The sequence below is a fragment of the Paenibacillus sp. P46E genome (genome assembly GCF_001909095.1).
Taxonomy (GTDB): Bacteria; Bacillota; Bacilli; order Paenibacillales; family Paenibacillaceae; genus Paenibacillus_AQ; species Paenibacillus_AQ helianthi.
This window is the reverse complement of record NZ_LVYZ01000038.1, coordinates 63,527-83,411: the sequence shown is the minus strand read 5'-3', so window position 1 is coordinate 83,411 and position 19,885 is coordinate 63,527. Positions and strand designations below refer to the sequence as shown.

Below are 19,885 nucleotides of genomic sequence, written 5' to 3'. Positions count from 1 at the left end.
ATGCTAAGTTCTTGTCCTCTAACAACAATGAAAAAATGTCGGTCGACAAAAACATAATCCCATAAGTGCCCGCGCCCAGCGCGGGTTTTCTGTTTTAAGGGACCAAAGTTCTTGTCCTGAGCAAGGGACAAGAACTTTGTACTATTGCTGATTGTAGCCATATCTGAAGCAGATTGCTTCGCGCCACTTCTAATCCAATTTAGCAGCTACACTGTAGATAGTACTAGGATATCGCGCTAAGGAACCTACCAATGTATCAGTTCTCAGATAACTAACTTCAGTTGAACGGCAGGATAGCTGAAATAAGATGATTATTCAGGCTGTTTGTTAGTTTTTTTATGCTGAATTTTCTCTGAAATTCTTTTGAAAACATTTCGGCAACAACCGAAAAGACCCTGTTGCTTTTTCAATACCGGTCCGGCGCCGACACGTGCGTACATGGACATTTTGCTTCCAGACATCTTGAACGGAACTGATGAAACTAGCCGTGTTTTCGACGTAACCGTTGATCTGGACCACGTGCCGGAAGGTTACCGCGCCATGGACAAGCCTGAGGCGCTTAAAGTATTGGTCAAACCTTAATGTTATTACCCTTCTTATAAAGGAAGAGGACATTTCTTTGGTAAGTTCGGGAACTCTAAGCAACAAATTTAGTTTTACAAGAAAATATCGTGTTAACTCATTACGATCTATACGGCATCTAATCTTTTCGTCCGGCTACCAGTATGTAGTTTGGCTGCTTTTAAAAAAACGGGGAGGGGTTGGTTTTTTACAAATGATAAAGTATCCAATTATCATCAGCGAAAGCGATAAATTGCACAGCAAACGGGCAATTAGACATATTGATATGGAATTCATACACGAGGGAAAGAGAGTTACTCGTATTCATACGGTTTGGAAATTGGAACATGGCCCTATCATGGTCCATGAATATACCACAAATAACCAACCTTCGAGCACTATATGCTTTTTCGATACCATAGATGATTACATCGAAGTATTTGAAGATGTTGATTGGATTATGAGAGCTCCTTTGATAATGTAATAGAGGAACTCGTTACCAAGAGTCTTGGAAGGATACTCGACAATTCAACAAATAATAGAATTCCACAAGCCACAGGCCTTTCGAACACATAAGCAACGATGCGCCAGCCTTGAGGAATTTGATGCTGTGATAGGCGATACTTTGGAGATTAGTACAAGTCGAAGTTGCGCCACAATACGCTTGTATGGATTAACGGATATGCCAACTGCCGGTACCTTAGAGCGCTTTTCCCTGAAGCGGGAATAAATTTTAAGAGCAGTACGTATCCGACATTGAGTGTTCTGGATCATAAAGGCTTTATCTATATTCGAACAAGAAAAGATAGTGAATTCGTCCCATTCCACTATGATGGTTATGACTATCAGATAGATGGTTTCAGGGCAAATCCCCATGGATTTGCAGAATTGACCAACACAGGAACACCACTACTTGGTGGCTATGAGAATGTTGTTTCCGAAAATCTACCCAAAGTGGTACTTAATTTTTTGTTGGACTATCGCAGAATCCCGGGCTTTATTGAGCAAGATTTGTACTCAATAGATTCACGGTAGACAAGAACGTAGTTACATAATAACCCGCCTAGGTGCGGGCTTTGTATTTTATGGGACCAAGTTTTTGTCCCTTGCTCCAGGACAAAAACTTGGACTCATTGCCGATTGATAACAAGTACTTGAAACTATTGCCGAATAGATAATGTTCAGAAAAAATAAAGTATTAGATTACCGTGTTAGGTGCGCCCATTGCGGAGTGTCTTCTTAGTGTGACAGGTAGTGTGTACAAGAGCCGGGAAAGCATTTAGAAGGGTTTCTGAGGTAGTCTAAAACTGCCACCAGTCTACAACTTTATTTTCCGATTCTAACACTATAATTTCGGTTTAATACATTATTTTCTTTTGACACGGGGTGCAGGGCGCGCCGGGTAGCGCGGCTCCGCCTGCAGACCTGAAGAAAAAGAGCATTCTGGATGCAGCCGACCTGTGGCAGTCGCAATCCAGCCTTCCGGACCTGCAGCTGCAGGTCACACGCCGGGCGGCATGGCTCCGGCTGTAGATCTGAAAGAAAAGAGCATCCTGGTTGCCGCCGACCGGCAGCAGTAACAATCCAATAGTCCGGAACAACAAGGAGCAGGTCGTGTGCCGGCGGTACGGCTCCGGTTTAAGAATCTGAAGGATAATGTAGGTGACTTTGTGTCATTTATGTAGGCAATTTTGTGTCATTGGACAGACACCAACAAATGTAAGAGGACAAGAACATGTATCCATTGCCGACAACGGACAAGAACATTGTCTTATTGCCGATTCAATAAATATCTAATTACTAACGACAACATTAATCAAGAGAAGCTCATGAAATTGGTACAAATGCGTATCAATGACAGGAGGGTCTTGAAGTTAATACGGAAGTGGCTTCAAGCGGGAATCATGGAAGAAGGAAACGTACGGCGCTCTGATTTAGGGACACCGCAAGGTGGTGTCATATCTCCCACTGTTGGCGAATATCTATCTGAACTACTTTGACCGATTGTGGGAGAAACACGGAAGTGGAGTGGGAGAACTGACAAGGTATGCAGACGATTTTGTGGTGGTCTGCAAAACCAAAAAGGGCGCGGAACATGCGTATGAACTTCTACGCAGAATCATGGAACGTCTAGAGTTAACCCTACACCCGACCAAAACCCGCATTGTAGGCTTATGGACAGGAGACGAAGAATTCGATTTTTTAGGGATGCACCACCGAAAAACGAAAGCAGAAACGTCTCAAAGGAAAGTGTACTATACCACGCAACAGTGGCTAACGAAGAAGGCAGAGGAGCGCATTCGTGGTGTGGTCAAAGAAAGACTAGCACCACCCGGCATGCGAGCAAAATCGTTCGCGGAACAGGTGAAATGGCTCAATCCAAAGATTCAGGGATGGAGAAATTATTACTACACGAACTACAGAAAAAGAGATTAGCGAAACTGGATTGGTATATTCTGCAGCGATTAACCCGGTGGTACGCGAAGAAGAGACAACGCGGGAGATGGATGAGTTCATTACCTGAGGTTAAGTATATTGCCAACATGTATGGATTAAAAACGCTATTGTAATCTGCATGCCCATGAATGACAAACATCTGAAAGCCGTATGAGGGAAAACCTCACGTACGGTTTGATGAGGAGGGGCTGGTTTAAATCCAGCCCTTTACTCTAGTTTAATATTCTATAAACAAAATAATCAATCTCTTGTGAAACTCTCCATCATTGCGGCAGGATACCGACTACCGGCTGACCCGTGTGGGAGGATTTCTTTAATTCGTTGAAGATCAGCCTCTGTAAGATTGACGTTAGCAGCAGCAACGTTTTGCTCAACCCGCTTAGCACTTCGTGTACCCGGAATTGGGACGATATCCTCTCCCTGGGCGAGAAGCCAAGCTAGTGCCAATTCGGCTACAGAAATACCTTTGTTAGAAGCCATTTTATTAAGTTGTTCCGTTGCTCGTAGATTATAGATATAGTTTTCACCTTGCCAACGCTCGTCGTGACGACGCATATCGTCTTCGGCGTACTCTTGAGCCGGTTTAACAGCACCTGTTAGGAACCCTCTGCCTAAAGGAGAGTAAGGCACTAAACCTATACCCAGTTCATTCAAAGTCATGCGTATATCGTTGTCCTCAATCTCACGCTCAAATATGGAGTATTCAGTCTGAAGCATAGAAACCGGGGTAACCGCATGAGCTTTACGAATAGTTTTTGAACCCGTGTTACTCAAACCGAAGTATTTAACTTTGCCTTCTTGAATAAGCTCTCCAACGACTCCAGCTACTTCCTCGATAGGAACATCGGGATCTGGGATATGCTGATAGAAAACATCAATGTAATCCGTTTGCAGATAGCGAAGGCTGTTTTCTGCTACCTTACGAATATTTTCTGGACGGCTATTAAAACGTGATCCGAGTGGTTCGGCTGTCATGTCAAATCCAAATTTGGTAGCTAGTACTATCTTGTCACGAAAATCCTTTACAGCTTTACCCAACAACTGTTCATTGTGACCAGTTCCATATCCGTATAATTCTGCTGTATCAAAGAAATTAACTCCAAGCTCATAAGCTCGACGAATAGTTGCTATTGCTTCATCTTCATTTGAAGGACCGTATGCCATTGACATCCCCATAGTACCCAAACCAATAGAAGAGACTTTTAAACCTTGTTGACCAAGACTTCGAGTTTGCATTTTTGTTCCTCCTTAAATAGTGAAGATTAGATTGTTATCACCTAAGTGTTTAAAGCCTAATTAAAAAGGTATCCAATCTTAGTTCGTTCAATATGAATTTTCATCTCTGTTATTCATAGGAACAAAAACATAATATCATGAGAAGTAAATAAAGTAAACAAAAAGTATATATAATGTCTATTTTGTATAGTTTGTTTAAGATGATGATTATGAGATATAATATAAGGTATTAGGGGGGCGCTTAGATGGAACGGCAGAATGAAAAACAACATAATATGAGGATAACACTTACTAGCAGATTGTTAACGTACGTTAAAAAAAATGGATTTCAAAGTCTGAAAATGGATGAAATCGCAAAAATCATGGATATAAGCAGGGCCACTTTATATAAATATTTCTCTACCAAAGAAGATATCATAACGTTTATTGTGAGTCTTTGTGTAGAATATATCCACGAAATTATTGAAGATTCTGACGCTGACCAAGTAATTGTTCAGCGATTTCAGCAAACATTTGAACAAACAATCTTATTAAAAGAGTTCTTCACAGACATTTTCCTAAAGGATCTTGAAAGTAGTTATCCTGAGAACTATGAGCAACTAAAAGAATCCATGAAGCAACGAGAATATCAGGAATTAGCTTTTTATGATGAAGGAATAAAAGAGGGTTTTTTTAATAAGATTGATGGTAGGCTCATCGTTATGCAAGATGAGATATTAAGAAACATTTTAGATGTAAAGTACTTGGTGGAGAACCATTTGACCGTGTATGAAGTGCTACTTGACTATTACAATCTAAAAAAAATTCAGTTGTTTAAACCTGATAAAATTAAAATGATAGATGACAACTTGATGATTCCTAAAATTGAGTATATGGCGCAAAAAATCTCAAAAAACTTATATTAAACTCTAGCAATTTAGAATAATTTGGGCATCATATGATAGATTTTCAATGATCCATTAGAAGCATAAAAGGCGCGAATAAAACGCCCGGCTACACAATGTGGCACATGAGCAGGGCGTTCCGCTTCTCTCCTTTTCTTCTATTACATAAATGGTTGATTAGATCAATAATCAGTTTCATTTCTTTTAAACAAAGTACGTTTAAGACTAGAACGTAAAACAGACGAATACGAGGGAATCTCATTATAGGAGATCACTCGTATTCGTCTGTTTTAGCGAGCATAATTATTTATTATCATATGTGCAGCCTCGTCCGCTATTTGAAAAGCCCGCTCTCGGGAGATACTGAAATCAAGCAGCAACATTTTGGGCCATAGCACCTGCCCGGCAATTATACTCATAAATTCGTTGGCTGTTTTTGCCGCATCCGGTAGGTTTATATTACCCAATTGAACTTCATCACATAAATATTGCGTCAATTTTTGATGAACAGTACCTTCACCCAATTTATAATGAAAAAGACTGAGCTCAGGGAACTGCTTGGCCTCTGCAATGACGACCCGAAACAAAGGAGCCATTCCATCACGAGTCAGCACGCATGCGTAATCTCGTCCGAACTTTATTAATCCTTGCAAGGGAGAGCCTAGTACCGGTGGGAAGTCCCATTCGGGATCAAGTTCCCAAAAATGCTTGACGATGGTTTCGAAGATCAATTCCTTGGTCGGGAAATGATTGAACAATGTTCCTGTAGAGAGACCAGCAAGTTTTGCAATTTGAGCTAACGTGGTGCGCGCATACCCTTTTTCAAAAAACAGTTCTTCTGCAGCGGCAATAGCACATGCCCTTTTTTCTTCCTTTATACGTTCATGGTAAGTTGATTTTGTTCCCATATTTCCACTCCAAAAGTTGGATTTAAGTCCTATCAGAGGGGTTGGCACCCTCTCTTGTACTATACAACAATTGACCGCATTCTAAAAGAAAAAGCTGCCTAAGCACCTGCGGAGGGCTTAAACAGCAATAGGACTAACACACACATTAAAGAATGGTTTGCGCGCCATCGAGAACTAAATCAACGCCAATGGTGAAGCGTGACTCATCCGAAGCCAGATAGACAACAGCACTGGCAATCTCTTTGGCTGTACCCAAGCGCCCGGCTGGAATGCTATCACGAATGCCGTTCATAACCATTTCTTGAATTTCAGTAGATACGCCGAGCTTATCCTTATCGTAAAGCGGCGTATCAATCGGTCCAGGACTTACAGTATTGAAGCGAATTCCGTGAGACGACAATAAGTCAGAATTCCAGGCTTTGGTCAGGGTGGAAATGGCACCTTTAGTAGCCGCGTAAGCGTTAGAAGTTGCATATCCAGCATGAGAGCTGTTTGATCCCATCAGGACGACAGAGGAGGGGTTCGCCATTACGGGAACCAGCGCCTGCATTAAGAAAAATGGAGCTTTTACGTTGATGGCAAATAAGCGATCAAAGCTTGTTTCATCAATTTGCTCGAATGGACGCCAGTCGGATACACCTGCATTTAAAAAGGCAATATCCAGCTTACCGAAATGTTGTTCAATGCGCTCTGCCAATTGACGTTGGGCGTTAAGATCTCTGGAATCTGCCTGAAGCACAAGGACTTGATTTCCTAGTTCTTTTTGCGTTTTTTCTACATTTGCAGGGGTTACTCCGGTGACAATCAATTCAGCGCCTTCAGACAGAAATTGCTTGGCCGTTTCCAAGCCAATTCCGCTGGTGCCGCCCGTAATAAGTGCTCGTTTACCTTTAAGTCTATTCATGCTAAAACCTCCAGTGCAAGATACTTACAAGAACAAATATAAGTGCGGGATTAACCAAAGTCAAGTAACTCAACTTTATATTTTTATTGATGTGTGATAAGATCACTACGTTGACAGGAGACAGTGAATTCAAATGAGGAAGAAGTATCCCTCTGGGGAGATTTCCGACTCGAATCGTGAACGCAAACTGCTTCAAACCTTGTTGGAAGGACAAATCCAAGATGTCGATTCAATGAAGGTCTACTGATGCGTATATAAAAGTAGAGAAGTTACTTAAGTGTAAATATGGACTGTATCAAGAAAATAAATATCTCTGTGAAAGGTGAGTATAAATTGAAAACAATGGTTATTATCGGTGCAGGACCTGGTCTGGGCTTCTCGCTAGCCAAGACTTTTGGAAGAAACGGTTTTCGTATCGCACTCGTTTCAAGAACATGCAACTTATCAGGGCTTTTCAAGAAATTAAGAATACGTTCGGTACAATCGATGTCTTGGAGTTTAGCCCGCATAGTGGAAATGTTACTACAACATCTGTTCTGGAAACGACTGATGAGAGCGCACTTCAATTTTTCAACAATGTTGTCATTGGAGCTATAAATACAGCCAGACAAGTCATTCCAGAAATGACAGAACGGGGTGAAGGTGCGCTTCTTTTCACAAGTGATCTTTCCGCCATGAGTCCAAGTCCGATGTTTGGAAATTCAGGTATCGCCATGTCAGGACTCCGTAACTATATTCTTAGTTTACACGAGTGTTTGTTTCCTCTTGGAGTATTTGTGGGCCATTTATCTATTAGTCCTTTAATCAAGCAGGGCACAAGTTTTGATCCTGATCAAGTGGCAGAAGCTTGGTACAATCTGTATGAGAAAAAAACAGAGGCAGAGGACACTTTTCCTAAAGGAATCATGCAAATTATCAAATAATAATTAAAAGGATGACAAGAACATATTCCTAATACCGATTAGGCATGTACCTAATCGGTATTTACCCGTAAACTCATTAAGCTCTAACGGGGGTTAGTTGAATAAATAAAGCTTGAAACTTAGTAAACTACCCCGTGCGCGGCTGGAACTACTCAGGTCCGTTCTATGCCCGCGAAGGTACGCAGGACTTCGGCCGCATGGGTGGTGGGGTCGACTGATGAGTTACCAATGCCATGTGAGATGGGTTCCGTGGTCACGGAGTTCCAAAGCCGGTCGTGGTTGCCTGCGGCGAAGTCGAGAAGGGCATCGCGGACGAAGGTGTCCCGGATGGCTTGCTCGGCGCCATGTCGGGGGAGTTGCTGGCCGACGATGCCGTACATCTCCGTGCCGTGTACGGCAGGCGCACCCTCGACAGGGCCAACGGCGAGCAGGTGGGCGTTGCCGCCTGCTGCGGAGTGGGCGAGTGCCGCACGGGCTGCGGGCAGGGTAAAGAAGTAGTCGGTAAAGAGCGCCCCGCGGACCTCGACCGGAGTGCGTCCGTTAACGTCGTAGGCGGCGACGATGCGCCGGGCACGGCTTCGGGGGATCCGCGACTTCGTTACCAGCTCATCAACAAGGTTGTCGATGCTTCCTGGGTCAAACTTCTCGGTCGCATTGATGACCCACCAGTCTGCCTCGTTCGTCGCCGTGCTAAAGAGAATGTCGATGTCGCGGTGACGCCCGGATTCGAGGACACGCAGCGGAGTGTCGGCAAGAATGGCCCCGGTCTGAGAGTGGTCGTTCACGATGCCTATAGTCGTGTTGTCGATACCGTGTCGGTCACCGATGTCGCGTGGGCTAACCTTGATGAGCGTCTCGGCGAGGAGCTTCCCATCCATGGTGAGCAGTTGTTCGGGATCGTCCGCGATGCCGAGTTCAGCGAGAAACGTGTTCGCTAGTTCTTCGGCCCACCAGGCGGGAACGATCCGGGATGCGCCTCCGGAGAATGCAGCGAGGCGCTGGTAGAGGCCGTCTGCCGCCGGCGCTGCGAGGAGGGCCATCGTGGAGTACGCGCCGGCGCTGTGACCGGTGACGGTAACGTTCTGAGGATCGCCACCGAAGCGGGCGATGTTCTCCTGCACCCATCTGAGCGCGGTGATGATGTCCTGCAGGCCGAGGTTAGTGGCGTCTGCGAACGCGCCACCGTATTGGGAGAGCGAAAGCCAGCCGAAAGGGCCGAGCCGGTAGTTCAGTGACACCCCGATGGCGCGACCGGTCGCGGCGAGACCTGAGGCGTTCGAGGTGGTCTGGGTGTTTGCTCCGCGTTCGAAGCCGCCACCGTAGATGTAGACGATCACGGGGAGCGATTCGTCCCCAGCGTCTTCCGGTGCCCAGACGTTGAGGTTCAGGCAGTCCTCACTTAATCCGTTATCGGCCTCTAACCAGCTATTGTCGCCGGGTTGCAGCGGTGCGGGTCCCTTCTGGTCGTATGGCAGATCCGGGTTGAGCGGTAACAAGATGGGGCGGCGGAAGCGTTCTGCGCTGGCGTAGGGAATGCCCAGCCAGGAGCGGATCGCTCGGGCAGCGGTATCATTGTTGTTCATTTGTTCGGTTCTTCCGTTGAGGGTGTGGTCAGGTTTCATTTGTATTTCTCCTTTCATAGGTGAAGCAATATGATCATTTTAGGTCATTATTTATAATGAGGAAAGGTGAATTACAGACTATAGATGATATATTTAAGACATTTCAGTCAAGCGCATCGGCCTTGGAGTGATTCCATTCTATGCAATGTTAAACAGATTCATTATTCAAAAGTCCAATGATTGATAATATGTGGTTCATTGACTGGTGTAGGGAGGAGGTGAATAAACCCAGAGACTACACAAATCTATTCTGCTTTGTTTTTTACCTGTTTTTGATTGAGTTTATGTTTCCTGAAAGGCGTATACCCACCTGAATACAGCGATCCCGCCTGAAATCCCAGCGATTTCGCAAAATGCAGCGGATCACATTCCTTTTGCTGTTCCGTTAAATTTAACATAATTTGGGCGAATGCCCGGGCATCATCGAGTGCGTTATGGTGATTTAGGCTAATTCCGAAGTGGTTAGAAATAATATTTAATTTATGGGAGGAAAGCTCTTTTAGCAGCTTTTTCCCAATTCTGTACGTACATAAATATTGTACCTCTGGATAGTTTTTTTTAGCGGCATCTAAACAATACCTTAATACGCTTATATCAAAAACAGCATTATGTGCAATAATAATTTCTCCGGATATTAATGGTTCAATGGTTGTCCATAGTTCTCTAAATATAGGTTGCTTGTCAACCATGTAAGGTGTAATACCATGGATGGCGATATTCATTCGATTAAAAGGCTGTTGTAGATCAATTAGCCATTCATATTCACCAGTTACAATCCCATTTCTAACTTGGACTAAACCCAGAGAGCACGCACTCGATCGGTTTAAGTTTGCAGTTTCAAAATCAATTGCTGTAAAATTCAAGAGTTCAATCTCCTTTATCTTCCTATACCTTAAAAGTAGGATAGAAACCGCCTATTCAAATACTTTTCCTTTTAAGGGATAAACTTTATCGGATGAAATAAATATCATTTCTTCCGGAAAGAACTTTTTAAAATACTTTTCCACTCTAAGATGAATATCCATTTGATACCATCCAGACAACTCGTTCTCACTAAATAAAAATGCCATGCCTAAGCGCTCGGAACGTTTCCCCCTTGTTCCATCTCCAATGTTAAGTGTGTCGATGTAGATGCGATCAACGATGGACTCCAGTGTTTTAGGAAAATCGGGTGTGAATGGAAGTACCGGCGAAATGGAAGCTTGGGTAGCAATACCTACATCCAAAAGCACAACCATTATAAGGATTTAATGAATGTGTGAAACCAACAGTAGAATCTCCTTTCATTTCAGTTAAGATTTTTTTTGCTGTTATGCTATTAACCTGCATGTTGGCCTCCCTTATTTTAGGTGCTGATGCTCAATTAATCTAAAGAGCTATCGGATCAATCACTTCAAGTAACGTGAAAATTTAATTTAGGGATAATATATGCTGCTTTGCTGAGACACTAACACAACAGTTATTAATTGATCTAATTAAGTTAAGACATACCACTAAAATCCCATAACCCTACTAATCATTGGCTTTAATGTATCTCTCATTAGGATTACATGTTACTTCTACCCAATATTGGTTTGTTTCATCACAATATTATGGTATGATCATTTTAGGTCATTTATAAGATTTGATGAAGGTAAAAACGGGAAATTTAATGATACTATACGGACATTGCAATTTAACAAATACTATTAAAGGAGGTTCGTGTAATATTTCATTCATTCAAACAGGAAAATAATATAAGACCTCTTAAATATAAACCAGTGTTTTCTTACCCATACGATCTGGAGATTTTTAGCGTATCTTCTCTCAAAAAGCGAACACCAGAGGATAGTATGAAAATCACTTATCGTTATGAATTTTATATGCTCATTTGTGTCACGGAAGGAATGTGTACTCAATGGATTGATTTTGAATCCATCCCTTGTAAGGAGGGAACATTGATAGTAGTAACACCTGGACAAGTCCATAATTTTGGACAAGATGAAAACTGGGACGGATGGGTTATTCTATTCCGTGAGGAATTCCTTCTTCCTAGTTCACTTACGTTGAATGAACTAAATCTAAAGTTTGGTATTGGAAGAACACCTAATCATTTAACTTTAAATAATACAGAGCTGGATCGAGCAATCACTATAATTGAGCAAATGGTGCAAGACTCTTTAATTCAAGTAGCCAAAGAGGATGTTCATATGTTGTTACGGTTTCAGCTTTATGCATTCGTAACTTGGCTCAACATAATTCATAAACAAAAAAAAATCCCTTCTACTTCTCAGGTCTCTCAAAAGTTTTTGAAATTTCAAGAATTAGTAGAGAAAAATTATGCCAAATTAAATCATGTTAGTGACTATGCTGCCCTTTTAAATTGCACAGAAAAAACCTTAACAAGGGTTACAGATGCAGCTGTTGGAACAAGTGCTAAAGCTTTCATATCAGCTCGAATTAGTCTCGAAGCTAAGCGTTTGTTAATGCATACAGATTACTTGATTAGCGACATTGCAGAAAAGCTTAACTTTCAAGAAACTACACATTTTAGTAAATTCTTTAAACGGGAAATAGGCTGTACGCCTGTGGAATTCCGAAAGAAAAACCTTTAACTATATTTTTTATCATGCCTAAAGTACATGGTTGAAGAACACATCTAAAAGGACTTGGTTCAACATTATAGAGTTTAAGGAAACACATTTGTTCTTCAAAAAGGAGTGATACTGTGATACAAGGAACATTATTTGATAATGAACATGATCGACCGTTGGCTAATCGTGTGCGTCCTCAATCGTTGGAAGATTTTATGGGACAAAAACACTTACTTGGCCCTGGAAAAGTGATGCAAGATATGATCAAAAATGATCAAGTGTCTTCTATGATATTTTGGGGTCCTCCAGGTGTAGGCAAAACAACACTAGCTAAAATTATTGCCAATCAAACCAAGTCTAAGTTTATTGATTTTAGTGCTGTAACTAGCGGTATTAAAGATATCCGGAATGTAATGAAGGAAGCTGAGGGAAACAGGCAATTAGGGGAGAAAACTCTTCTTTTTATCGATGAAATTCATCGCTTTAATAAGGCACAACAGGATGCTTTTCTTCCCTATGTGGAAAAAGGAAGCATTATTCTCATCGGCGCGACAACCGAAAATCCGTCGTTTGAAATTAACTCTGCCTTACTATCTCGGAGTAAAGTATTTGTCCTTCATCAATTAAGCAGTGAAGATATTGTTGGATTATTAGAAAAAGCGATTTTGGATCCTAAAGGATACGGAGATCAAAAGATCTGTTTTGAAGAGGGCGTACTATCTGCTATCGCAGAATATTCAAATGGCGATGCCAGGGTTGCATTAAACACCTTAGAAATGGCTGTACTAAATGGAGAGAAACAAGATGAAGCTATTAAAATTAGCAAAGAAGGGCTGCTTCAAATCATTCATCGGAAATCACTATTGTATGACAAAAATGGAGAGGAACACTACAATATCATTTCTGCATTGCATAAATCCATGCGAAATAGTGATGTGAATGCATCTGTTTATTGGTTGTCACGAATGTTGGAATCAGGTGAAGATCCTTTATTTATCGCTCGTAGACTCGTTAGGTTTGCAAGTGAGGACGTAGGTTTGGCAGACAATAGGGCGTTGGAAATCACTGTTTCGGTGTTTCAAGCATGTCAATTTATAGGGATGCCAGAGTGTGATGTTCATTTAACACAAGCCGTAATTTATCTGACCCTGGCTCCCAAATCAAATTCTGCTTATTTGGCTTATCGCTATGCGAAAAAAGACGCCTTACACTCCATGAGTGAACCTGTTCCTTTGCAACTTCGGAACGCTCCAACGAAGCTTATGGAAGAGCTGAATTATGGCAAAGGGTACCAGTACGCCCATGACACAGAAGAAAAGCTAACAAAAATGCAGACCATGCCAGACTCCCTGATCGGACGCGAATATTACCATCCGACAACACAGGGATCTGAATCTAAAATTAAACAAAGGATGGAAGAGATTGCAGCATGGTATAAACAGAAGGAGAAATCAAAATGAGATTAGAAGAAATCGTAGAATATTGTTTGTCTTATCCAGCCTCGTATGAGGATCACCCTTTTGGAGATGGTTGGACAGCTATACGCCACAAAAGAAACGAGAAGATCTTTGCGTTAATATTTGAAAAGGATGGTCATCTTTGCGTTAACTTGAAATGTGATCCTGATCGATCTGATTTCCTTCGAAACGCATTTGAAGAAGTTAAGCCCGGATATCATATGAGTAAAGAACATTGGAATACGATCATCTTAGATGGAAACCTTCCGAAGGATGATCTTCACGATATGCTAAAACATAGTTTTGACCTAACGAAACCCAAACGTAAAGAGAAAAAGTAACTCTTATAGATACGTTCAATGCAGGAACAATGGAATATATGATTCTCTTTTCTGGGATTTTAATGGAAAATTTCAATGTTTTGAGGTGGATTTTCATCAGAAGATGGTTGAGTGTATAAGTGAGTAACGTATTCAAAAGTGTATGTTAGTGTATGATGCCCGGGATATGAAAATTTAATTGGCTCGATAGGTCTTCATAAAGTCCAGCCACTGAGCTGGTCTTTTTTTGATCTTGTTTAACCATGGGATGGCAAACCTCTTACTGGATAATATTAATATACTATTAGGAGCCATTCCTGTAATGATGTAGGAGGAAGAGCGATTTGGCGCGCGATCGCGCCCCCCTTAGAGGGGCTCACCCGATCAGACTCGAAGGCCTGGGGTGACCGCCAGAGTAGGGTCCTAGAGCTGGAAGGCTGTCCTATCTAGGCGGCCCTTCGTCCTTGCGGTAGGTTACTGCCGCTCAGGCTCTCTCGATGGTCAGTTTGAACGAGTCGCCTGCTGAGGCGATGTGTTTCAGTCCGCTGGTGATGGTGCCGAGGTGGACGATTCCAGGCTCTGGGATCTCGTTGTTGTTCTCGTCATCAGCGAAGCAGAAGACGATGTCGTAGCTGGGTTGCCAGTAGGCGATCTGACCGACCGTGTAGGTCAGCATGGTTTCTGTGACGCCGCCGAGTTCGCGCGGTAACGGGCCCGGCTTTTCCCGTGCGAAGAGGTCGTACATGTCGAGGGTGAGCGGTAACAGACTTATGAGGTCACGGCCGGGGGCGGTGTCCTCGATCTCGCCGGTCGCTTCGCCGGCGGGCAGGGTAATAAGGACCTTCATGTGCATTCTCCTTCGTGTCGTCGTGAGGTGGGTCAGTTCGTTGAGCAGGCGGTGCCGACTTAGCCGCCCAAGATCGCGGGTTTGAGTATCCGGAACGCCTCATCGAGCAGCATATGCCGTTTCATGTTAGAAGTAAATATTTGCATAAGTATATTAAGTTTCCGGTTCTTTGTCGGGGTTAGACACAGTCGACTAAGCATTAAGAAATCAAAAAACGCTACTAAACTAGAGGGTTTCCGAACTCAACTCCAGAACCTGCTTCAACAACAATTAGTTTTTATTCAGCATTACGTTAAACAATACAAAATGCGAGACGTTATTTATTTCTCACTCTTTTCTAAATCAAATATTATAGCGTCGAAGGATCGTTGGCATAATTCACTCCCAAGTAATGCGCCTGGTTCAGCAGGGCCTCGTAATGCTCAGGCTTGGCTTCCAACGTATCGTATAAAAACTCGACCCGCGATTGGGACACGCCGCAGTAATCGGCAATACCCACATTGAGCAGATTGGTGATCGATTGCCCATAGTTACGCTTATGCATCTGCTCTTCTGTCATACCAGCAAGAGCGATCCACAATATCTGCTGATGAGGAAGTTTGTTCGCGCCGTAGGCAATCTCGTTGTTCATGACACGATCTACATATCCTTTCAACATGGCTGGCATATGATACCACCAGAGAGGAAACACAAAAGCTATAGCATCGTGCTTCTTCAATCGCTCCATCTCCGTTTCAACCTCAGGGGAGAACACCTGTTTCTCTTGGGTAAAGTCCGGTTCATCCATTTCACGAAGAATCGGGTCGAACCCAATCCCATACAAATCCAATATTTCATAACTGTGACCTGCCTTGGCAAGACCTTGTACAAAAAGATCAACTACCTGGAAGGTCAGGGAATTTTTTCTCGGGTGGGATACTACAACAAGTACATTCATCTTATCTTTCACTACCTTTCTGGATAACGGTTTTGTAGCCATAAATTAATGACTGATGCTATTATAAACAGGTATCAAAATATCTGGAAGTACGCACTTTGAGTATCTATAGGAAGAATAAAGTACCATAGGAACATTAAAGTACCCTAAATTGATGCCTTTAAATGGGCTTAAATAATGGAAATTGAGCAGCAAGAAGATTATGTTTTCACCTTGGATACAGCCTGATAATTATGGAGGGGTTAAAAAATGATGGAACATGGAAAAACGATCGCTCCAAAGAAATATAAAGTAGGCGTGGAAGCTGCCTTGGAAGTGATGGGCGGAAAATGGAAGCCTTTAATTATTTACCACTTGATGACCGGACGGAAACGCACGTCAGAGCTTCGAAGATTGATACCGGACATTACGCAGAAGATGCTGACTACACAGCTCAGAGGTCTGGAAAAGGACGAAATTGTGCAGCGCAAGGTATATTCGGAGATACCTCCCAAAGTGGAATATGAGTTAACGGACTACGGTTGGGGACTCAAGCCTGCTCTGGACCATCTGTGTTATTGGGGAGAGGATCATCTGGAGAAGGTGCACGGGGATAAGTTTAAGGTTTTGGAGGACTTCGATTATGAAGAGAAGGGGACGGGAAGGTGAATGGTGCAAAGCATGTGAAAGAGCCCGTCTCTATTCGTGTTGAAGGAGTTTTATCCTTTAACTAGGATTTAATATGCATCGTGCTAATGAAGGGATTGTTTCCTAAGAGGGGAATTGTCCCTTTTTTGCATGTCGCGAATTCGTAGTTGAAATGATCATTGAATGGAATGGAAGACCGATCTAATAAAAGATTGAAATCCAAAATTAGGTAGTTTTTAGGTAGTTTACTGTTGAGGTGAAGAACGAATGAATGGGAGGAATAGAAATGAGTGGGCAGCAGCGTACGATAGAACCGTTGAATCAAGGACGTCCAAGACTGAAGCAATTGATCATCCAGAATTTTCGCGGAATAGGCAATCATCCAGTCACAATTGAACTGGATAAGATTGTCGTTTTAGTAGGGCCAAACAATATTGGTAAAAGCTCCATTCTTCGGGCCTATGAGGTAGCAATGTCCGAGGGCTCCAATGAAGCAATTCTGCTGCAGGATGACTTTCCAGGTGTGTGGTACATCACGAGTCTCTCCCCATGATCGAGCTTCATACGGTTGTTCAGGATCATGCTCCTGGAGCGAGATGGATACATACGGATTCACTTACCCAAGAGAAGGTGGTCAAGGAGAGATGGACGTGGGCTGTTCCAGGTGCACCCAAGCGTCAAGGCTTCGATGTAGAAAAAAACATTTGGGCAGAAGATGCGGTTCGCCAACTATAATTAAACCTATGTACATATGTACAAAATACGGGTTTTGTGAATAAGTATGAGGCAAACCAATTAATAACCTAATCAACTCAAGTATTATTGTACTTGTACAGTGATGTCGGATGACAAGAATGTGTACCGTTCCCTCCCATAACCCTCTTTACAATTTTATCATATAACTAATAAAGGATGATCTTCAACAATTACTTGCAGCTCAAGCCAAAAACCCGCGCCCAGCGCGGGTTCCATTAGGCATATGTTCTTAGAGCCTCGTTGGTTGCACAAAAACTAAAATGAAAATAAACATTTCGATCTGATTGATGAAGCTATCGGCAGCTCTAATCAGCAAGATGGATTTCAGACGCTTAAAGCCGAGACATATGCAAGCAGTGTCTCAATACCACTGGCGATCCCTCCGCCGCCGAAAAAGCTTTGTCCCAGAGTACTCGCCTGATGTTGAATAGTCTCATTATTCATCGTTTCGAAGGTGATTTCTTTGAGCTGGGAGGCAGTGATCTCCATATTCCGGACATATACCCCTGCCCCCAATTCCTCCAGCCGGGCGGCGATGGCGAACTGATCCGCGCCCTGGGGCAGCAGCACCATGGGAACTCCGAACACCAAAGCTTCACAGACACTGTTATAGCCAGCATGCGAAATAAACACATCTGCTTCCCGGAGTATTTCCATTTGGGGAACAAAGCTTCGAATTTTCATGTTTTCCGGCGGCTCACCCAATAAAGAGAGATCCATGTTCCGTCCCACGGACATGACGATCTTCGCTTCGCTGTGCTTGAATGCCTCCATGCATTTCCGGTAAAATTCAGGCCGGTCTGTATAGATCGAGCCGAAGGAAATATAAATGAGAGGTAGTCCCCCCGCTTTCTTCCGCTCTTTCCGAAGGAGGGATTCCGGAGTTGCTCCCGGAAACTGCGGGCCCAGGAAGACAAATCGTTCATCGAAAGCGTCGGCATGGGGCTGAAATGCCTTGGACGTGTACACCAGATTCAACTCTTCATTGCCGCTGAACGCGTCGATCAGGCCGAAGCCGTGAATGTGGTGCCTCTGCGCGATTTCCTTGGCAGCCCGGTCCAGTTCGCTGACTGACACCTTCTCCTTGTAATCTTTTTCTTTTATCTTAAAAACATTGTGAATCAGGAAATCTGGATCCCGTTCGAGTAGCTTGTGGTTGATCGCGAAAGTAAGAATATAGCAGGCAATCGGCAGTTCCAGCAGTTCCCCGATTTGTTTTCCCCAGAAGGCGTCGCAATCCCGCAAAATATAGTCTGGTGGATCGGCTATGACTTCATGCAGAATGGCATTCATCACGGTTTTACTTTTGCCGATGACTCCCGGTACGAGATATTCAAGCATCATTCGCGGATTACTCAGATAGATTCCCGGGTCATTGTCGGTGAATAATCCCTGCATATCGCCGTAGCTTCGAAACGTAACATCGTATTCCTGCAGAAGCTCCCTGTAGGCCTCGTCGGAATAGTAAATCACTTCTTCTCCCCTTGCCAGAAGTTCCGCCACCAGAGGCAATGTCGGCTTTACGTGACTGAAAAAGGGAAGACTGAATATCATCACTTTAGCCATGATTCCGATCCTCCGTCCGTTTGTTTGATTACAAGCTTTATGGACAACCCGCGCTCTGAAGTACTTGTCCGTTCAAAAAGGCGAAAATACCGTCCACCGCAAGTTTCGCCCCTCCGGAATTCCGTATCGCCTGCCCGGCCTCCTGACACGATTTGCGATAACGCGGATCGTCGAGAACTTTCCGCGTCATGTCAGCAATATCTTCCGGGGTACAGTCCCGGCTACTTCTCGCCACTCCCGCTCCGATCTCCTCAACGCGTCCTGAAACGGCAAATTGATCCGCCGCTTGAGGAAACATCACCATCGGCACATGATGATACAACGCTTCGTTTGTGCTGTTATGGCCGCCATGAGTGATAAACACATCAGCCATTTGCAACAGGCGGATCTGAGGCATATAGGATCTGACGGTAAAGTTGCCGGGAAGAGCACCCAGATCTGCCGTGTTAATCCGCTGCCCGGTGGACATTACAACCCGCCACCCGTTATCCCTGAACGCATCGATACATTTGGTGTAGAAAGGCAGGCAGTCATTGTACACGGTTCCCATGGATATGTAGACCAGCGTCCCGGAAGACGTTAGTTCATGGAAGTTGTCCCCGTCTTCCTCTTCTTTGCGGATGGATGGTCCCAGAAACAGATAATCGGGACCGAATGTATTTGCGTACGGCTGAAATTCCCGGGAGGTAAAGACAAGATTGAACTCATCAGCTCCCGAAAAGGCGTCAATCGCTTTGTATTCCACCGAGTAAGGACGGGAAAGCTCACGGGCGCAAGCATTCAGAACTTCGCTGAACCGTGTTCCTTCAACAGGCAGAGTGAATTGTCCCGCCGGGTTGCCGAGCACGTTCCGGACAAAAAACTCGGTGTGCTGGTCCATAATTGCTTCATTTAAGGCAATCGTCGTAATGTAGCAGATCACGGGAACGTCCAGCATGACGCCGATCATCTTCCCCCAGTAGGACTCACAATCCCGGATAATATAGTCGGGGTCGTCTTCCATGACACGTTCAATCAGTAGGTTCGTCATCCGTTGGTATTTGTCCAGCTTGTGCGGAACCAGTAGCTTCAGGATTTCTATGGGGTCCGTGGAACGGATCGGAATCTCCTCATCAAGCAATCCGATTACATCACCGTAGCTGCGGCAGACGACGCCTTCCATACGGATGAATTTCATATAGGGATCGGCCGTATAGTAATAGACCTGCTCCCCTCTGTCCACGAGCTCTTTCACCAGGGTCACCGTCGGATTGACATGCCCGAAATACGGATAACTGAACACTGCGACTTTTCCCATGAGGCCACGA

Annotated in this window: 19 protein-coding genes; 9 read left to right on the top strand and 10 right to left on the bottom strand. The window is 43.8% G+C overall.

Annotated elements, in window-relative coordinates; all coding sequences use genetic code 11:
- Positions 1-2,511 precede the first annotated feature (2,511 nt).
- Positions 2,512-2,997, top strand: coding sequence for a reverse transcriptase domain-containing protein (locus tag A3849_RS13260; RefSeq protein ID WP_306010705.1), 486 nt, complete (start codon positions 2,512-2,514; stop codon positions 2,995-2,997).
- A gap of 261 nt (positions 2,998-3,258) precedes the next feature.
- Here the strand turns inward: A3849_RS13260 and A3849_RS13255 are convergent, their stop codons facing one another.
- Positions 3,259-4,254, bottom strand: a complete 996-nt coding sequence (locus tag A3849_RS13255; protein ID WP_074111854.1) for an aldo/keto reductase — start codon at positions 4,252-4,254, stop codon at positions 3,259-3,261.
- Between the two features lie 245 nt (positions 4,255-4,499).
- On the opposite strand from A3849_RS13255, the gene A3849_RS13250 reads away from it, so the two are divergent.
- Positions 4,500-5,159, top strand: coding sequence for a TetR/AcrR family transcriptional regulator (locus A3849_RS13250; RefSeq protein WP_074111853.1), 660 nt, complete (start codon positions 4,500-4,502; stop codon positions 5,157-5,159).
- Positions 5,160-5,428: 269 nt separating this feature from the next.
- On the opposite strand, the gene A3849_RS13245 is transcribed toward A3849_RS13250, so the two are convergent.
- On the bottom strand, positions 5,429-6,046 hold the full coding sequence (locus tag A3849_RS13245) for a TetR/AcrR family transcriptional regulator (protein ID WP_074111852.1): 618 nt from the start codon (positions 6,044-6,046) through the stop codon (positions 5,429-5,431).
- A 145-nt stretch (positions 6,047-6,191) separates the two neighbouring features.
- On the bottom strand, positions 6,192-6,950 hold the full coding sequence (locus A3849_RS13240) for an SDR family oxidoreductase (RefSeq protein WP_074111851.1): 759 nt from the start codon (positions 6,948-6,950) through the stop codon (positions 6,192-6,194).
- Between the two features lie 434 nt (positions 6,951-7,384).
- On the opposite strand from A3849_RS13240, the gene A3849_RS13235 reads away from it, so the two are divergent.
- A complete protein-coding gene (locus tag A3849_RS13235; RefSeq protein ID WP_256700762.1) occupies positions 7,385-7,873 on the top strand; it encodes a Rossmann-fold NAD(P)-binding domain-containing protein in 489 nt (162 codons plus the stop codon).
- Positions 7,874-8,025: 152 nt separating this feature from the next.
- Here A3849_RS13235 and A3849_RS13230 read toward each other — a convergent pair whose 3' ends face one another.
- The 3 genes from A3849_RS13230 to A3849_RS32090 all read right to left on the bottom strand — a co-directional run bounded on the left by A3849_RS13230 (position 8,026) and on the right by A3849_RS32090 (position 10,721).
- Positions 8,026-9,495: a carboxylesterase family protein gene (locus A3849_RS13230; RefSeq protein WP_074111850.1), complete on the bottom strand. Its 1,470-nt coding sequence runs from the start codon at positions 9,493-9,495 to the stop codon at positions 8,026-8,028.
- Positions 9,496-9,740: 245 nt separating this feature from the next.
- Entirely contained in the window at positions 9,741-10,358 is a 618-nt protein-coding gene (locus tag A3849_RS13225; RefSeq protein WP_074111849.1) for a 3'-5' exonuclease, read from the bottom strand.
- A 51-nt stretch (positions 10,359-10,409) separates the two neighbouring features.
- Positions 10,410-10,721, bottom strand: a complete 312-nt coding sequence (locus A3849_RS32090; RefSeq protein ID WP_256700761.1) for a hypothetical protein — start codon at positions 10,719-10,721, stop codon at positions 10,410-10,412.
- Between the two features lie 606 nt (positions 10,722-11,327).
- On the opposite strand from A3849_RS32090, the gene A3849_RS13220 reads away from it, so the two are divergent.
- From A3849_RS13220 to A3849_RS13210, 3 genes are all read left to right on the top strand, one after another.
- The gene (locus A3849_RS13220) at positions 11,328-12,089 is read left to right on the top strand and encodes an AraC family transcriptional regulator (protein ID WP_256700760.1); all 762 of its coding nucleotides are present in this window, start codon (positions 11,328-11,330) and stop codon (positions 12,087-12,089) included.
- 113 nt (positions 12,090-12,202) lie between these two features.
- Positions 12,203-13,528, top strand: a complete 1,326-nt coding sequence (locus A3849_RS13215) for a replication-associated recombination protein A (protein ID WP_074111847.1) — start codon at positions 12,203-12,205, stop codon at positions 13,526-13,528.
- Entirely contained in the window at positions 13,525-13,866 is a 342-nt protein-coding gene (locus A3849_RS13210; RefSeq protein ID WP_074111846.1) for an MmcQ/YjbR family DNA-binding protein, read from the top strand. The genes A3849_RS13215 and A3849_RS13210 overlap by 4 nt, the downstream gene beginning before the upstream one ends.
- 463 nt (positions 13,867-14,329) lie before the next feature.
- On the opposite strand, the gene A3849_RS13205 is transcribed toward A3849_RS13210, so the two are convergent.
- Together A3849_RS13205 and A3849_RS13200 are read right to left on the bottom strand one after the other, a co-directional pair.
- Positions 14,330-14,692 carry a cyclophilin-like fold protein gene (locus A3849_RS13205; RefSeq protein WP_074111845.1) on the bottom strand — a complete coding sequence of 121 codons (363 nt, stop codon included), beginning with the start codon at positions 14,690-14,692 and terminating at the stop codon, positions 14,330-14,332.
- Between the two features lie 349 nt (positions 14,693-15,041).
- A complete protein-coding gene (locus A3849_RS13200) occupies positions 15,042-15,629 on the bottom strand; it encodes an NAD(P)H oxidoreductase (protein WP_074111844.1) in 588 nt (195 codons plus the stop codon).
- Positions 15,630-15,878: 249 nt separating this feature from the next.
- Here A3849_RS13200 and A3849_RS13195 point away from each other — a divergent pair, with 249 nt between their 5' ends.
- The 3 genes from A3849_RS13195 (at position 15,879) to A3849_RS13185 (ending at position 16,991) form a co-directional block, all read left to right on the top strand.
- Complete coding sequence (locus A3849_RS13195; RefSeq protein ID WP_074111843.1) at positions 15,879-16,277, top strand: winged helix-turn-helix transcriptional regulator; 399 nt, start codon at positions 15,879-15,881, stop codon at positions 16,275-16,277.
- Positions 16,278-16,542: 265 nt separating this feature from the next.
- Complete coding sequence (locus tag A3849_RS13190) at positions 16,543-16,809, top strand: AAA family ATPase (RefSeq protein WP_074111842.1); 267 nt, start codon at positions 16,543-16,545, stop codon at positions 16,807-16,809.
- Positions 16,806-16,991, top strand: a complete 186-nt coding sequence (locus A3849_RS13185; protein WP_074111841.1) for a hypothetical protein — start codon at positions 16,806-16,808, stop codon at positions 16,989-16,991. Before A3849_RS13190 ends, A3849_RS13185 begins: the two co-directional genes overlap by 4 nt.
- Before the next feature lie 345 nt (positions 16,992-17,336).
- On the opposite strand, the gene A3849_RS13180 is transcribed toward A3849_RS13185, so the two are convergent.
- Both A3849_RS13180 and A3849_RS13175 read right to left on the bottom strand, forming a co-directional pair.
- The gene (locus A3849_RS13180; protein WP_074111840.1) at positions 17,337-18,578 is read right to left on the bottom strand and encodes a macrolide family glycosyltransferase; all 1,242 of its coding nucleotides are present in this window, start codon (positions 18,576-18,578) and stop codon (positions 17,337-17,339) included.
- A gap of 37 nt (positions 18,579-18,615) precedes the next feature.
- On the bottom strand, positions 18,616-19,875 hold the full coding sequence (locus A3849_RS13175) for a macrolide family glycosyltransferase (protein ID WP_074111839.1): 1,260 nt from the start codon (positions 19,873-19,875) through the stop codon (positions 18,616-18,618).
- Between the last annotated feature and the right edge of the window lie 10 nt (positions 19,876-19,885).